The following is a 14,478-nucleotide window of genomic DNA, read 5'->3' as shown; positions in this document are numbered from 1 at the left end:
ATTGCCACACCCTGCCCTCGCGCGAGCCCGGCTAGTGTCTGTGGGCTGCCTACAAAAGGGACTCTTCCATGCCCCAGGGACCGTTCGACCCGTTCGACTGGATCGACGAGCAGGCGGCGGTACGTGCCAGGGCCGGCCTCGTCAGGACGCTGCGCCCGCGCCCCGCCGAGTCCGCCCTGCTCGACCTCGCGAGCAACGACTACCTCGGCCTCACGCACCGCCCGGAGGTCACCGCCGCCGCCGCGGACGCCGCCCGCCGCTGGGGCGCCGGCGCCACCGGGTCGCGGCTCGTCACCGGCAGCACGCGGCTGCACGCCGAACTTGAGCGGGAATTGGCCGATTTCTGCGGATTCGGGGCGGCTCTGGTCCTCTCCTCCGGTTACGCCGCCAACCTTGCCGCCCTCACCGCGCTCAGCGGCCACGGTTCGCTGATCGTTTCCGACGCCCTCAACCACGCCTCGATCGTGGACGGCTGCCGGCTCTCGCGCGCCACGACCGCCGTGGTGCCGCACACCGACCCCGACGCCGTACGCAAGACACTCGACGCGCACGACGGCCGCGCCCTCGCCGTCACCGACTCGGTCTTCTCGGTGGACGGCGACGCGGCGCCCCTGCCCGAACTGGCAGCCGCCTGCCGCGCGTACGGCGCCGCCCTCCTCGTCGACGACGCCCACGGCCTCGGGGTGCTCGGTGACGGAGGCAGGGGCGCCCTGGACGCGGCGGGCCTGGCCGGAGCGGACGGCGTCGTCGCCACGCTCACGCTCTCCAAGTCGCTCGGCAGCCAGGGCGGAGCGGTCCTCGGCCCGGCCCGCGTCATCGACCACCTGGTCAACACGGCCCGTACGTTCATCTTCGACACCGGCCTGGCACCGGCCGCGGCGGGCGCGGCGCTGGCGAGCGTACGGCTGCTGCGCCGCGAACCGGAGCTGGCGGCGAGGGCCCGTACGGTCGCCGTGTCACTGCACCGCGGACTGACGGACGCGGGTCTGTCCGCCGTACGTCCGGACGCCGCCGTGGTGTCGGTCCTGGCGCCCTCGCCCGAGGAGGCGGTGCGGTGGGCCGCCGACTGCCGGGCCGCCGGTCTCGTCGTGGGCTGTTTCCGTCCGCCGTCGGTGCCGGACGGTATCTCCAGGCTCCGGCTGACCGCTCGCGCGGACCTGACGGGCCCGCAGGTCGAGGAGGCGGTGGCCACGGTCGTGCGGACCGCCCCCACCGCCGCCTTCTGACGGCCGGTCGCTCAGCTCGTCAGCTTCGGCTTCCCTCGCCCAGCGCCTCGTCGCGCACGGCGGACAGGAAGCACGTCCAGGTGTCCGGCCCGAACAGCAGGGCTGGCCGGGTGACGTTCTTGGAATCGCGCACGGCCAGCAGGCCGTCGGTGAGGCGGGCCGCCTCGACGCAGTTGTTCATCCCGGTGCTGCGGCTGCTGCGCCGCCACCGGGTTCCGTGCAGGAGAGTGCTGGAAGGTAAGTTCGCAAGAGGTGCGGACACGGGGCCTCCTACCGGTCATCACTGATACGCGTGATGAGAGCGGATGATTCCTCTGGTGAAAGAGCCTGTTCCTGAAGCGCGTTGAACGCGGCGTCGTACGCCTTGAGGTCTTCTTTCCGTTCCAGGTAGAGGCTACTCGTCAAGTGGTCGATAACAACCACATCCAGATCAGCTATGTTCGGAAAAGAGAAGATAACGAAAGGGCCCGTGAGTCCAATGTGCGCTCCGGACTCGAACGGCAGGACCTGTAAACGGACATGAGGCAATTCTGCCACCGCCAGTAACTGCCGTAACTGCTGTTTCATGATCTGCCGGCCGCCCACCGGACGGCGCAGCACCGCCTCGTCCAGCACCGCGCTCAATTCCAGCGGTTTTCCCGAACCCAGCACTTCCTGACGGGTGATCCGCACCTCGACCAGCGAATCGACCTTCGCCGCGGGCAGGCCCGCGAGCGCCGCCCGCGTCACCGCCCGTGCGTAGTCCGGGGTCTGAAGCAGCCCCGGCACCACCGTGGTCTCCAGGGTGCGCGCCGCACTCGCCTGCGACTCCAGGCTGATGAGGTCCCGGTACTGGGGCGGCAGCAGCCCGCGGTACGCGTGCCACCAGTGCTTGCCGTTCTCCTTGGCCGGTGGGCTCGTCAACGCGTGGACCAGCTCCCTCAGCCGGGGGTCGGTGACTCCGTACGCGTCGAGCAGCCGGGTCACGTCGGACGGCTTCACGGCACTGCGGCCTGTCTCGATCCTGCTCACCTTCGACTGGTGCCACCCGACCAGGCGGGCGGCCTCGGGGCTGGTGAGCCCGGCCCTGTCGCGCAGTCTCCGCAGCTCCTCTCCGAGCTTGCGCCGACGTACCGCGGGACTCTGCCGCATGTCCGCCTCCTTCCAACCGGCGAGGATGCGCCGGTTCGAGCCCGAATACGGTCTCGCGTAGCAGAGTTCACCGCATCGAGCGACAGATATATGCATATCTTGGGTGATGAGGCCCTATCGGAGCACCAGGAGTGGCACTCTGACGACGGAGCACAATCCGAGGCCGTCCTCGAAGTTCATCCGCTACGAGTCGGAGTCCGGCCCCGGTGGGAAAGGGACAGCGTCGCCATGGCAGACCACCAGGAAGCATCCGTCACTCTGCCGAGCGAGCCAGCCTCGGTCTCCGCCGCGAGGAGATATGTCGCGGAGATTCTCGGCGAGTGGGGCATGACCCCCGGATCCGACGCCGCCGATACCGTACGGCTGATCGTTTCGGAGCTGGCCACCAATGCCGTTCAGCACACTTTCGGGCAGTCGCCGACGTTCACCGTTGACGTACAGCTCGACCGGGACGAGCAGTTGCGCATCGGCGTCACCGACAGCCACCCGCGCTGGCCGAAACGGCTTCCCGCGGCCGTCCAGCAGGACAACGGGCGCGGCATAGTGATCATCCGGTGTCTCACCGCCGAATGCGGTGGGCGGGTCTCCGTCCAGCCCACCCGCGAAGGGGGCAAGACCGTGTGGATCGAACTGCCCTGGACCGTTCCCGTGCAACAGCCCGTCGTCCAGTAGACGACCCGTCGGCCAGGAAGAGTCGTCAGGCCGTCAGGATGCCGCAGCCCTGCCGAACGCGCCGCGCAGCAGCGCGCGCAGCGTGTCCGCCGCCGGGCTTGCCTCGCCCGGCCGGTGCGCCACCGAGATTGTGCGCCGCAGCCCGGCCGGCTCCAGCGCCCGTACGCCCAGCGGGGTCATCGCCATCGCGGCGACCATCTCCGGCACCACGGCCACCCCCACCCCCGCACTGACCAGGGCGCACACCAGGGCGTACCCCGGCGACTCGCACACCACTGCCGGGGTCGCCCCTGCCGCGGCCAGCGCCGCCTCCACGCCCTGCCGGGCCGGATGCGAGGGCGCGCTGCTGATCAGCGGCTGCCCGGCGAGTTCGGCGACCGGCAGCCGCCCGGAGCCGCCGGCCAGCGCGTGGCCGGGCGCTGTCACCAGTACGAGCTCCTCCACCAGCAGGGGCTCCGCCGCGACCCCGGCGGGCAACGGTACGGGCGGTGCGGGCTCGTAGGCGTGGGTCAGCGCCAGGTCGACCGCGCCCGAGGCCACCGCCGAGACGCCGTCGGGCGGCTCGTAGTCGGCCACCGCCAGTTCCACGTCCGGATGGGCGCGGCGGAAGGCACTGAGCACGGGCGGCAGCAGATGAATCCCGGCCGTGGTGAACGTACCCACGCGCAGGCGTCCGCCGGACAGGCCTGCCAGCCGGGCGAGCTCGTGCCGCGCCTGGTCCATCTCGTCCAGTACGCGCCGGGCCCGCGCCGCCAGCAGTTCGCCCGCCGCCGTCAGGCGGGCCCCGCGGTGATGGCGTACCAGCAGAGCGGCGCCCGCCTCCCGCTCCAGCTTCGCGAGCTGCTGGGACAGGGCGGGCGCGGTGTAGCCCAGGCGCGCGGCGGCCCGCGTGATCGAACCGGCCTCGGCGACCGCCACCAGCGCCGCGAGCCGGGTCGGGTCGTACATCCGGCGGCTCCTGACCCTTAAGCATATCTTTAGGCCAACCCAGAGTATTGCAAGTACATGCTAAAGCCCCGGCCAGGCTGAGGGCATGGACGTACAACTTGTCGCCTTCACGGGCGTCGCCGCCGGCATGGTCGCCATGCCCGGCGCGGATTTCACCGTCGTCGTACGCAACGCACTGGCATCACGCCGCGATGGAGTGGCGTGCGCGGCGGGGGTCGCGGGCGGGCTCCTCGTCCACACGGCGCTGGCCGTGGCGGGACTCGCCGCCGTACTGGTCGCCGTGCCGGCGCTCTTCCGCGCGATCCAGCTGCTCGGTGGCGCCTACATCCTCTTCCTCGGCTACCGGGCCCTGCGGTCCGCGCTGCGCCCGGCGCCGCCACGGAATGTGGAACCGGAGCCGGAGGGGAGAAGGGCCGGCGGCACCGGCCGCAGTCTGCGCCAGGGCTTCCTCACCAACGCGCTCAACCCCAAGGCGCCGGTGCTCTTCCTCAGTCTGCTTCCCCAGTTCGTGCCCGCGGACCAGCAGCCGCTGCCGAGGACCCTGCTGCTCGCCACGATCGTCGTCGTACTGGCGATGCTGTGGTTCACGGCCGTGGCACTGCTGGTGGACGGGCTCGGTGGGTGGCTGCGGCGGCCGGGCGCGGCCTGCGCCGTGGAAGCGGTCAGCGGGAGCGCGCTCGTCGTGCTGGGGGTGGCCCTGCTGGCAGGAACGGTGACGGCGGCCGGGTAGCCGCAGGACCGTGGGCCCCCTGCACCCCCGTCAGACGAGCCCGCGCTCCTCAGTGCTGCGCTCCACGCAGAATTCGTTGCCCTCGGGGTCGGCCATGACGACCCAGCCCAGACCGTCCTCGGTGCGACGGTCGCTGACGATCCGCGCACCGAGCGCGGCGAGCCGCTCCACCTCGGCATCCCGCGTGCCGCGCGGCGGCTGGATGTCGAGGTGGACGCGGTTCTTGACGGTCTTGCCGTCCGGCACCCGGATGAACAGGAGGCCGGGCACCTCGGGTTGCTCCGGATCGATCAGCACCTCGTCGTCGCCCGGCGCGTCCAGCAGCTTGTAGCCGGTCAGGTGGGACCAGAACTCGGCGACGGCGTACGGGTCGTGGGCATCGAAGGTGATGTGACGTACCGGATTCAGGAAGGTCATGGCGACGAACGTACCTTCCCGGACCGACAGCCCGTGCGGAATATTCAGCGCACCCGGCCGTACCGGACGCTCTTGGACCAGATCTTCTCCAGCTTGACCACGGAGCCCGACTTGGGGGAGTGCCAGATCTTGCCGCTCCCCGCGTAGATGCCCACGTGGTAGACGCTCCGCCCGGAGTGGAAGAAGACCAGGTCGCCGCGCTGGCGGCTGGAGGCGGAGATGTGCCGGGTCTTGTTGTACTGGGCCTGGGCGGTGCGCGGCAGGCTCTTGCCGGCCTTCTTGTACGAATAGAGCGTCAGCCCTGAGCAGTCGAACCGGCTCGGGCCCGCTGCCCCGTACCTGTACGGGGCCCCCTTCTTCGACGCGGCGACGTTGAGCGCCTTCGTCGAGTGCGCCGCGGCGTGTGCCTCGGGGACGGCCCCCGGTGCCAGCATCGTGCCGCCGATCGCGGCGAGGGTGAGAGCCGAAGCGGCTCCGGCCCGGGACAGTACGGTCGGGACATTCCTGTGCGCGGTCATGCGCAACCCTTCGTCAGCCGCCTGTGAAGGATGACCTGTCGGGTTCGGACAGGCGAAGATGCCCGGCCGCGTAACGCGGCTTCACCCCGAGGGACGACCGTCTCCGGTCACCCCGTACTGCTTGGGTCCTCCACTCCTGCCGATGCACTCCTGTCGACCAGTCATCCGGAACGGCGGCAGGACTCAGCGTCCGCCCGGACCGCCCCGCCGCGGTGGCGGGGGCTTGTCGTCCCAGGGATCTTGACTCATAAACCACCGGATTTCCGAGCCGAAACGGCGTTTTGTGAGGCTACTCACCGATGACCCGTTCGGGTGGACAGGGCGATTCGCGGCGCGGGGCGCGGGTGCCCGGCGACCGCCGTACCAGCGGCGGAATGCTCAATTCCGCCTGCCGCGTAGGCAGGTTGCGCAAGTTGGGCCATACCGCTGTTCAGGTATTTCCTACGCCGTTTGGATGAGCTCCTCTCGTACGCCAATGGAGGGTAGATGGCTGGCTGAGTGTCAACTCTCTGACGCTGGCGGGAGGGTGACGCGGCCCGCGCGCCGCTCTCCGTCGAGCACGCGCAAGGCCCGTGCGAGCGTGGCGGCATGCACGCGCGTCTCGCCGCGTTCGTACATCAGGGCGAGCGCGTCCCGCAGGGCGGCGGCCTTCCCGGCGAGGGCCTGCGCCGCCCGCAGGGCGCCGTAGGTGTCCGCACCCCGTGCGGGGTTGATGCGTCCCATCAGGTCGAGGACTTCGAGGTAACGGTCGACGAACTCGCACTCGGCGCGCGTCAGTGCGGGCAGCGGCGGCAGTTCGGGCGGCAGCATGCGCGGATTCACCTCGGCGAGGAGGACGTCAGGGAGGCCTTGCGGCTCTGTACTACCTGGTCCACCAGGCCGTACGCCGCCGCCGCTTCGGCCGTGAACACCTTGTCGCGCTCGATGTCTTCGTCGACGCGCGCCACGCTCCGGCCGGTGTGCCGCGCGAGGAGTTCGGTGAGCAGCTTGCGCATGCGCGTCAACTCCCGTGCCTCGATCTCCAGGTCGGAGGGCCGGCCGTGCACGGGCTGGTCGATGGAGGGCTGGCTGAGCAGCACCCGCGCTCCCGGCAGCGCGAGGCGCTTGCCCGGCGTGCCGGCCGCGAGCAGCACGGCGGCGGGGGACGCGGCCTGGCCCAGGCAGATCGTCTCGACGTCGCAGGTGACGAACTGGATCGTGTCGTAGATCGCGGTCATGGCGGTGTGCGAGCCGCCGGGGGAGTTGATGTACAGCGAGATGTCCCGGTCGGGGGCGGCGTGTTCGAGGTGCATGAACTGCGCCATCACGTCATTGGCCGCGGTGTCGTCGACGGCCGTCCCCAGGAAGACGATGCGCTCGTCGAGCAGCTTCGCGTACGGATCGACCGTGCGGCTCCCGGCGCTGGTGCGTTCCGTGAACTCGGGCAGTACGTAGCGGGCGCTGTGGGCGGGGGGTCGGTGCATGGCGGTGCCTCCGGGTCTCCGTAAAAAATGTACAGGACGTACAGCTCGTACTATGGGGAGCATGGCGTACGAGATTCCGGTGACGCAAGCCCGGGCAGAGCTGGCAGAGCTGATCAACCGCGTCGTCTACGGCGGTGAACGGGTGGTCGTGACCCGGCACGGGAAGCCGTTGGTGGCGCTGGTATCCGCCGCTGACCTGGAACGACTCGAGGGTGAGCAGGAAGCCGCCGAGGAGTCGGTGATCAGTTCGGTCTCCACGATCGGGTCGGCGTCGTCCGCTGCCGGCGAACGGCGCCGCTTCGGCATCGCCGCCGAGCACCGGGGCGAAGCGCCCGGCAACTGACGCGTCCGCGAGGCGGGCGGTCCTGCGCGCCGTATACGACCCCGGCCCGCCCCATGAGTTCCGCGGGGCGGGCCGAACGTGTTGATGACCATGGACGTGCAAAGGCCCAGTTAACGCGTTGGAAAAACTTCCGCTCTAACGTGCAATGCCTGGCCGCGTGGTGAGAAAGCCCAGGTCAACAGAGTGTTGAAGTTGGATATGGTCCCGCTGCGCCCGAGGTGGACGCCGTGGTTCCGTTCCCGTCCTCAGCCTCGCCGACGCGTTGGATCCGCCTGCCCCCGCCCGGGCGGCCTGGCGGCAGGACTGGAGGTAGCACGCGTGCAACTGACCCCGCACGAGCAGGAGAGACTGCTCATCCATGTGGCGGCGGACGTGGCGGAGAAGCGTTTGGCGCGTGGCGTGAAGCTCAACCACCCCGAATCGATCGCCCTCATCACCGCCCACATCCTCGAAGGCGCCCGCGACGGCCGCACCGTCGCCGAACTCATGTCGTCGGGCCGCAAGGTGCTCACCCGTGACGACGTGATGGAGGGCATCCCCGAGATGATCCACGACGTACAGGTCGAGGCGACCTTCCCGGACGGCACCAAGCTCGTCACCGTCCACGAACCGATCGCCTGACGGGGGACGCGGCCGATGATCCCCGGAGAGATCCTGTACGCCGACGAGCCCGTCGCCCTCAACGAGGCCCTGCCCGTCACCCGCCTCACCGTCCTCAACGCGGCCGACCGGCCCGTCCAGGTCGGCTCCCACTACCACTTCGCCGAGGCCAACCCCGGCCTCGTCTTCGACCGCGCCGCCGCCCGCGGCCTGCGGCTGAACATCGCCGCGGGCACCGCCGTGCGCTTCGAGCCCGGCATCCCCGTCGACGTCGAACTCGTCCCCGTCGGCGGCCTGCGCGTTGTCGCCGGTCTGCGCGGGGAGACCGGAGGTGCCCTCGATGCCTGAGCTGCCGCGCCCTGTGTACGCCGACCTGTTCGGCCCGACCACCGGCGACCGCATCCGCCTCGCCGACACCGACCTGTTCATCGAGATCGAGGAGGACCGCTGCGGCGGCCCCGGACGCGCCGGTGACGAGGCGGTGTTCGGCGGCGGCAAGGTCATCCGCGAGTCCATGGGCCAGGCCCGGACCACCCGGGCCGACGGTGCCCCCGACACCGTCATCACCGGCGCGGTGATCCTCGACCACTGGGGCATCGTGAAGGCCGACATCGGCCTGCGGGACGGGCGGATCACCGGCATCGGCAAGGCCGGCAACCCCGACACCATGGACGGCGTACACCCCGACCTGGTCATCGGGCCCGAGACCGAGATCATCGCCGGCAACGGCAAGATCCTCACCGCCGGGACCATCGACGCGCACGTCCACTTCATCTCGCCGACCGTCGTCGACCAGGCGCTCTCCTGCGGCATCACCACGCTCGTCGGCGGCGGCACCGGCCCCGCCGAGGGCACCAAGGCGACCACGGTCACGCCCGGCGGCTGGCACCTGGCCCGGATGTTCGAGGCGCTGGAGCACTACCCCGTCAACATCGGGCTGCTCGGCAAGGGCAACACCATGTCCCGCGACGCCATGCACGCCCAACTGCGCGGCGGCGCGCTCGGATTCAAGATCCACGAGGACTGGGGCGCCACCCCGGCCGTCATCGACACCTGCCTCAGTGTGTGCGAGGAGACCGGCGCGCAGGTCGCCATCCACACCGACACGCTGAACGAGGCCGGATTCGTCGGGGACACCCTCGCCGCCATCGCCGGGCGCACCATCCACGCGTACCACACCGAGGGAGCGGGCGGCGGACACGCACCGGACATCATCACGGTCGTCTCCGAGCCGTACGTCCTGCCCAGCTCCACCAACCCGACCCGCCCGCACACCGTCAACACCATCGAGGAACACCTCGACATGCTGATGGTCTGCCACCACCTGAACCCGGCCGTGCCGGAGGACCTCGCCTTCGCCGAATCCCGGATCCGGCCCTCCACCATCGCGGCCGAGGACATCCTGCACGACCTCGGCGCGATCTCGATCATCTCCTCCGACTCGCAGGCGATGGGCCGCATCGGGGAGGTCGCGCTGCGCACCTGGCAGACCGCGCACGTCATGAAGAAGCGCCGGGGCGCCCTGCCGGGCGACGGACGCGCCGACAACCACCGTGCGCGTCGCTATGTCGCCAAGTACACGATCAACCCGGCCGTCGCACAGGGCCTCGACCACGAGATCGGCTCCGTCGAGAGCGGGAAGCTCGCCGACCTCGTGCTGTGGGAGCCGGCCTTCTTCGGCGTCAAGCCGCAGCTCGTCATCAAGGGCGGGCAGATCGCGTACGCGCAGATGGGCGACGCCAATGCCTCCATCCCGACCCCGCAGCCGGTCATGCCCCGGCCGATGTTCGGCGCGCTCGGCAGGGCTCCGGCCGGCAACTCCTTCAACTTCGTCGCCCGGGCCGCGATCGAGGACGGACTGCCCGAACGACTCGGCCTCGGCAAGCGGTTCGTACCCATCAGGAACACGCGGCGGGTCACCAAGGCCGACATGCGCGAGAACGACGCTCTCCCGCGCGTCGAGGTCGACCCCGACACCTTCACGGTGACGATCGACGGCGACGCGGTCGAACCCGCGCCCGCGCCGGAACTGCCCATGGCCCAGCGTTACTTCCTCTTCTGACCATGGACACCTCCACACCCGACCCGGCAGCGCCCGGCGCGGCGCGGACCGCCCTTCTCGTCCTCGCGGACGGGCGGTTCCCCGCCGGCGGCCACGCCCACTCCGGCGGCGCCGAGGCCGCCGTCAAGGCGGGGCGTATCCGCGACGCCACGGACCTCGCCGCCTTCTGCCGGGGCCGTCTGCACACCACCGGACTCACCTCGGCGGCGCTCGCCGCCGCCGCGGCCGCCGGTGTCGACGCCCTCGCACTCGACGAGGCCGCCGACGCCCGTACGCCGTCACCCGCCCTGCGGGCAACGGCACGCAAGCTCGGCCGACAACTGATGCGCGCCGCCCGCGCCACCTGGCCGTGCGACGCGCTCGACGCGCTGGCCGCCGCGCGCCCGCGCGGCGCGCACCAGCCCGTCGTGCTCGGCGTCACCGCGCGGGCGGCGGGGCTCGGGCCCGAGGACGCCGCACACTGCGTCGCGTACGAGACCGTCGGCGGCCCCGCCACCGCGGTGGTACGCCTCCTCGGCCTGGACCCCTTCGAGGCGACCGCCGTCCTCGCCCGCCTCGCACCCGAACTCGACCAGGTCGCGCGACGGGCCGCCGGGGCCGCCCACCGCGCCCTGGCCGAAGGCACCGGCACGCTGCCCGCGGCTTCCGCGCCGCTGCTCGACATCACAGCCGAGGCACACGCGGCCTGGCCCGTACGCCTCTTCGCCTCGTAACACCGCTTAGGAGCCGCACACCATGCACCTCGACCACAGTCACGACAGCGCCATGGCCGTCAGCGCCGACGCCGCCCGCCCCGACGGTACGAAGCGCGCCCTGCGCATCGGACTCGGCGGCCCGGTCGGCTCCGGCAAGACCGCGACCGTCGCCGCCCTGTGCCGCGCACTGCGCGAAGAGCTGTCCATCGCCGTCGTCACCAATGACATCTACACGCGCGAGGACGCCGAATTCCTGCTGCGCAACGCCGTGCTGCCGCCCGAGCGCATCCAGGCCGTCGAGACCGGCGCCTGCCCGCACACCGCCATCCGCGACGACATCTCAGCCAACCTCGAAGCGGTCGAGGACCTGGAAGACGCGGTCGGACCGCTCGACCTGATCCTGGTCGAGTCCGGCGGCGACAACCTCACCGCCACCTTCTCCAAGGGACTGGTGGACGCGCAGGTCTTCGTCATCGACGTGGCGGGCGGCGACGACATCCCGCGCAAGGGCGGTCCGGGTGTCACGACGGCCGACCTGCTGGTCGTCAACAAGACCGACCTCGCGCCGTACGTCGGCTCCGACCTCGGCCGCATGGCGCGCGACGCCAAGGCGCAGCGCGGCGAACTGCCCGTCGCCTTCACCTCGCTGACCGCCGAGAACGGCGTGAAACCGGTGGCCGACTGGGTCCGCACACAGCTCGCCGCCTGGTCCGCATGACCACCGCACCGGCGGATGTGGCGCCGGCCGGCATCGGGGCGACGGCCAGGATCACCGCCGTCCCCGACGGCCTGGGCGGCACCCGGCTGCCCGTTCTGGAGAGCGACGGGCCGCTCGCCCTGCGCCGCACGCGCGGCACGGGGGCGTACGCCCGTGTCACCGTCGTCGGCGCGATGAGCGCGCCGCTGGGCGGCGACCGGCTGGCCGTCGAGGCCGGCGTCCGGGACGGCGCCGCGCTCGCCGTGGACTCGGCCGCGGCCACGGTCGCCCTTCCCGGCCGCGGCGGCCGGCACGCCCGCTACGACGTACGGCTGACAGCCGGAGCCGACGCGCGCCTGCGCTGGCTGCCGGAACCGCTGATCTCGGCCCGTGGCAGCGACCTGCGGATGATCACCCGCGTCGAGCTCGCCGCCTCCGCCCGCCTGGTCCTGCGCGAGGAGCAGATCCTCGGCCGGTACGGCGAGGAGCCCGGCACGCTCACCACCCGGCTCACCGTCCACCGGGCCGGCCGCCCGCTCCTCGACCAGGAACTGTCGTACGGTCCGGGGGCGCCCGGTGGCTGGGACGGGGGAGCGGTGCTCGGCGGCCACCGGGCGACCGGCCAACTCCTCGTCGTCAACCCCGACTTTGAGCTCAATCCTCCTGAAACCACCCTTCTGGGCGACAATGCGGTGCTCGCCCCGCTCGCCGGTCCCGCCGTGCTGGTCACGGCGGTGGCGGCCGACGCGCTCCAGCTCCGACGCGTACTGGACCGGGCGCTTCGGACATTTGGGTGACCGTCAGGTGCACCGCTCAGCGGGACATGGGTCTCCGGTTATGGGATTGGTAAAGAAACGCCAGTACAGCCTGTTGCCCAGGGCCTTTCAGGCGACAGGATGCGCCCGTACACGTACTGACCAATGACCTGTCGTCACGTACGGCACCACACTCACTGGGGGAGACACCACTTGAGGCGTACAGCAGCGCTCGGCTCGGCCGGCACTCTGATAGCGGGCACCTTGATGGCCGGCGCACTGGCCGCGCCGGCCGCCGGCGCCGAGGGCCGCAGCACCACCGCCAGCAGCACCACCAGCACCAGTACGTCCGAGGCGCGCGGCGTGCGGATCGCCGCCCACCGCGCCGCGAAGGCGGGCATCGACTGGCGCGAGTGTCCGGCCGGCTGGGGGCTCGACAAGCCCATCCAGTGCGGCTGGGTCACCGTCCCGGTCGACTACGCCAAGCCCAACGGCCGCAAGATCAAGATCGCCGTGGACCGTATCGGCAACACCGGGTCCAGGGAAGACCGTCAGGGCGCGCTGCTCTACAACCCGGGCGGCCCCGGCGCCTCGGGCCTGAAGTTCCCGACCCGGGTCACCAAGAAGAACCCGGTCTACACGAAGATGGCCAAGGCGTACGACTTCGTGGGCTTCGACCCGCGCGGTGTCGGACACTCCTCGCCCATCTCCTGCGTCGACCCGCAGGAGTTCGTCAAGGCGCCGAAGCTCGACCCGGTGCCCGACAGTGAGGCCGACAAGCGCGCCCAGCGCAAGCTCGCCGCCGAGTACGCGGACGGCTGCCAGGAGCGCAGCGGGTGGCTGCTGCCGCACATGACCACGCCGAACAGCGCACGCGACCTGGACGTCCTGCGCGCTGCGCTCGGTGAGAAGAAGCTGAACTTCCTCGGCGTCTCGTACGGCACGTACCTCGGCGCGGTCTACGGAACGCTGTTCCCCGGCCACGTCCGCCGCATGGTCGTCGACAGCGTGGTCAACCCGTCGAAGGAGAAGATCTGGTACCAGGCCAACCTGGACCAGGACGTCGCCTTCCAGACGCGCTGGGAGGACTGGAAGCAGTGGGTGGCCAAGAACGACGCCGCCTACCACCTCGGGGACACCCCCGAGAAGGTCGAACAGCAGTGGCTGAAGCTGCGCGCCACCGCCAAGAAGGACCCCATCGGCGGCGTCGTCGGCCCCGCCGAGCTCATCGGTTTCTTCCAGAGCGCGCCGTACTACGACTCCGCCTGGGCGTCCGTCGCCAAGACCTGGAGCGCGTACGCCGCGGGTGACACGCAGGCGCTCGTCGACGCGATCGCCCCCGACATGTCGGACACCGCGGGCAACGCGTCCTCGGAGAACGGCAACGCCGTCTACACGGCCGTCGAGTGCGCGGACGCCAAGTGGCCCACTAACTGGAAGACATGGGACCGGGACAACACCAGGCTGCACAAGGACCACCCGTTCATGACGTGGGCCAACGCCTGGATGAATTTGCCCTGCGCCACCTGGACGTCGAAGCAGCAGACCCCGCTGAACGTCAAGTCCGGCAAGGGGCTGCCGCCCGTCCTCATCGTGCAGGCCGAGCGCGACGCCGCCACTCCGTACGAGGGCGCCGTCGAACTGCACAAGCGCTTCAAGGGCTCACGCCTGATCACCGAGAAGGACGCCGGCTCGCACGGTGTCACCGGGATCGCCAACCCGTGTGTCAACGACCGGGTCGACACCTACCTGCTCACCGGGAAGACCGACAGCCGCGATGTGACGTGCGCCCCGCACGCCACGCCGAAGCCGTAGGGCCCCGGCGGCCGTAACAGGTGACGGGGAGGGGGCGGCCGGACATCCCGACGCCGTTGGTTAATTCGGCCCCTGTTTCGCCCCGCTGAGTGTCAGCTCAGCGGGGCGAAGTGCTGCGAAGTGGCTGGTGCGGGTGCGGGCTCGGGGTGTTTTAGTGAGGTGGGCATCGATGCGGGCGAGGTTGATGGCGGCGCCGGTCAGCTGGTGCTGGAGGCTTGTCTTCGCGAGACCTCGGTAACGGGATCTTCGCAGGCCACAGCGTTGAACTCCTTGTGAGATGGTGCCTTCGACCCCGGCACGGATCTTGTAACGGTCCTTCCAGGCATCGGTTTGCTGCTCGGCCCGGCTGTGTCGGATGACCTCGTGTTCTTCCTGGGGTCGCAGCATGATCTCCCGGCGCTGGCCG

19 protein-coding genes and 1 riboswitch are annotated in these 14,478 nt (G+C 70.8%); of the genes, 11 read left to right on the top strand and 8 right to left on the bottom strand.

All coding sequences use genetic code 11. From position 1 onward, the window contains the following. Nucleotides 1–68 precede the first annotated feature (68 nt). Nucleotides 69–1,226, top strand: coding sequence for an 8-amino-7-oxononanoate synthase (locus tag G412_RS0129380; protein WP_028815175.1), 1,158 nt, complete (start codon nucleotides 69–71; stop codon nucleotides 1,224–1,226). A gap of 19 nt (nucleotides 1,227–1,245) precedes the next feature. Here G412_RS0129380 and G412_RS0129375 read toward each other — a convergent pair whose 3' ends face one another. Together G412_RS0129375 and G412_RS0129370 are read right to left on the bottom strand one after the other, a co-directional pair. Then, on the bottom strand, nucleotides 1,246–1,488 hold the full coding sequence (locus G412_RS0129375; protein WP_028815174.1) for a DUF397 domain-containing protein: 243 nt from the start codon (nucleotides 1,486–1,488) through the stop codon (nucleotides 1,246–1,248). Between the two features lie 8 nt (nucleotides 1,489–1,496). After that, on the bottom strand, nucleotides 1,497–2,357 hold the full coding sequence (locus G412_RS0129370; protein WP_028815173.1) for a helix-turn-helix domain-containing protein: 861 nt from the start codon (nucleotides 2,355–2,357) through the stop codon (nucleotides 1,497–1,499). 228 nt (nucleotides 2,358–2,585) lie between these two features. Here G412_RS0129370 and G412_RS0129365 point away from each other — a divergent pair, with 228 nt between their 5' ends. Beyond that, the gene (locus tag G412_RS0129365; RefSeq protein WP_028815172.1) at nucleotides 2,586–3,029 is read left to right on the top strand and encodes an ATP-binding protein; all 444 of its coding nucleotides are present in this window, start codon (nucleotides 2,586–2,588) and stop codon (nucleotides 3,027–3,029) included. A gap of 33 nt (nucleotides 3,030–3,062) precedes the next feature. Here the strand turns inward: G412_RS0129365 and G412_RS0129360 are convergent, their stop codons facing one another. After that, complete coding sequence (locus G412_RS0129360) at nucleotides 3,063–3,977, bottom strand: LysR family transcriptional regulator (RefSeq protein ID WP_028815171.1); 915 nt, start codon at nucleotides 3,975–3,977, stop codon at nucleotides 3,063–3,065. Between the two features lie 85 nt (nucleotides 3,978–4,062). On the opposite strand from G412_RS0129360, the gene G412_RS0129355 reads away from it, so the two are divergent. Further along, nucleotides 4,063–4,707, top strand: coding sequence for a LysE family translocator (locus tag G412_RS0129355; protein WP_028815170.1), 645 nt, complete (start codon nucleotides 4,063–4,065; stop codon nucleotides 4,705–4,707). A gap of 30 nt (nucleotides 4,708–4,737) precedes the next feature. Here G412_RS0129355 and G412_RS39910 read toward each other — a convergent pair whose 3' ends face one another. The 4 genes from G412_RS39910 to G412_RS0129335 all read right to left on the bottom strand — a co-directional run bounded on the left by G412_RS39910 (nucleotide 4,738) and on the right by G412_RS0129335 (nucleotide 7,105). Beyond that, the gene (locus G412_RS39910; protein ID WP_028815169.1) at nucleotides 4,738–5,124 is read right to left on the bottom strand and encodes a VOC family protein; all 387 of its coding nucleotides are present in this window, start codon (nucleotides 5,122–5,124) and stop codon (nucleotides 4,738–4,740) included. Between the two features lie 44 nt (nucleotides 5,125–5,168). After that, nucleotides 5,169–5,642, bottom strand: coding sequence for a C40 family peptidase (locus G412_RS0129345; protein WP_028815168.1), 474 nt, complete (start codon nucleotides 5,640–5,642; stop codon nucleotides 5,169–5,171). 3 nt (nucleotides 5,643–5,645) lie between these two features. Continuing rightward, nucleotides 5,646–5,808, bottom strand: a riboswitch (cyclic di-AMP (ydaO/yuaA leader). Nucleotides 5,809–6,143: 335 nt separating this feature from the next. After that, nucleotides 6,144–6,452: a hypothetical protein gene (locus tag G412_RS0129340; RefSeq protein WP_028815167.1), complete on the bottom strand. Its 309-nt coding sequence runs from the start codon at nucleotides 6,450–6,452 to the stop codon at nucleotides 6,144–6,146. An 8-nt stretch (nucleotides 6,453–6,460) separates the two neighbouring features. Continuing rightward, nucleotides 6,461–7,105: an ATP-dependent Clp protease proteolytic subunit gene (locus G412_RS0129335; protein ID WP_028815166.1), complete on the bottom strand. Its 645-nt coding sequence runs from the start codon at nucleotides 7,103–7,105 to the stop codon at nucleotides 6,461–6,463. A 61-nt stretch (nucleotides 7,106–7,166) separates the two neighbouring features. On the opposite strand from G412_RS0129335, the gene G412_RS0129330 reads away from it, so the two are divergent. The 8 genes from G412_RS0129330 (at nucleotide 7,167) to G412_RS0129295 (ending at nucleotide 14,072) form a co-directional block, all read left to right on the top strand. Further along, complete coding sequence (locus tag G412_RS0129330) at nucleotides 7,167–7,448, top strand: type II toxin-antitoxin system Phd/YefM family antitoxin (protein ID WP_028815165.1); 282 nt, start codon at nucleotides 7,167–7,169, stop codon at nucleotides 7,446–7,448. Nucleotides 7,449–7,766: 318 nt separating this feature from the next. Next, nucleotides 7,767–8,069 (top strand): urease subunit gamma, encoded by a 303-nt coding sequence (locus G412_RS0129325; RefSeq protein WP_028815164.1) that lies wholly within the window; start codon nucleotides 7,767–7,769, stop codon nucleotides 8,067–8,069. Nucleotides 8,070–8,084: 15 nt separating this feature from the next. Beyond that, entirely contained in the window at nucleotides 8,085–8,396 is a 312-nt protein-coding gene (locus G412_RS0129320) for an urease subunit beta (protein ID WP_028815163.1), read from the top strand. Further along, complete coding sequence (locus G412_RS0129315; protein WP_028815162.1) at nucleotides 8,389–10,110, top strand: urease subunit alpha; 1,722 nt, start codon at nucleotides 8,389–8,391, stop codon at nucleotides 10,108–10,110. The genes G412_RS0129320 and G412_RS0129315 overlap by 8 nt, the downstream gene beginning before the upstream one ends. A gap of 2 nt (nucleotides 10,111–10,112) precedes the next feature. Beyond that, complete coding sequence (locus G412_RS0129310; protein ID WP_037650220.1) at nucleotides 10,113–10,823, top strand: urease accessory protein UreF; 711 nt, start codon at nucleotides 10,113–10,115, stop codon at nucleotides 10,821–10,823. Nucleotides 10,824–10,845: 22 nt separating this feature from the next. Then, complete coding sequence (gene ureG, locus G412_RS0129305; RefSeq protein ID WP_028815161.1) at nucleotides 10,846–11,523, top strand: urease accessory protein UreG; 678 nt, start codon at nucleotides 10,846–10,848, stop codon at nucleotides 11,521–11,523. Beyond that, nucleotides 11,520–12,299 (top strand): urease accessory protein UreD, encoded by a 780-nt coding sequence (locus tag G412_RS0129300; protein ID WP_051338684.1) that lies wholly within the window; start codon nucleotides 11,520–11,522, stop codon nucleotides 12,297–12,299. The genes ureG and G412_RS0129300 overlap by 4 nt, the downstream gene beginning before the upstream one ends. 171 nt (nucleotides 12,300–12,470) lie before the next feature. Next, a complete protein-coding gene (locus tag G412_RS0129295; protein ID WP_028815159.1) occupies nucleotides 12,471–14,072 on the top strand; it encodes an alpha/beta hydrolase in 1,602 nt (533 codons plus the stop codon). Nucleotides 14,073–14,132: 60 nt separating this feature from the next. On the opposite strand, the gene G412_RS38675 is transcribed toward G412_RS0129295, so the two are convergent. Next, nucleotides 14,133–14,478: transposase (locus G412_RS38675; protein WP_208857941.1), on the bottom strand; the 346-nt coding region annotated here is incomplete at its 5' end.

Origin of the sequence: Streptomyces flavidovirens DSM 40150 (genome assembly GCF_000429085.1) — a bacterium.
Taxonomy (GTDB): domain Bacteria; phylum Actinomycetota; class Actinomycetes; order Streptomycetales; family Streptomycetaceae; genus Streptomyces; species Streptomyces flavidovirens.
This window is presented reverse-complemented; position numbering and strand designations above follow the sequence as displayed.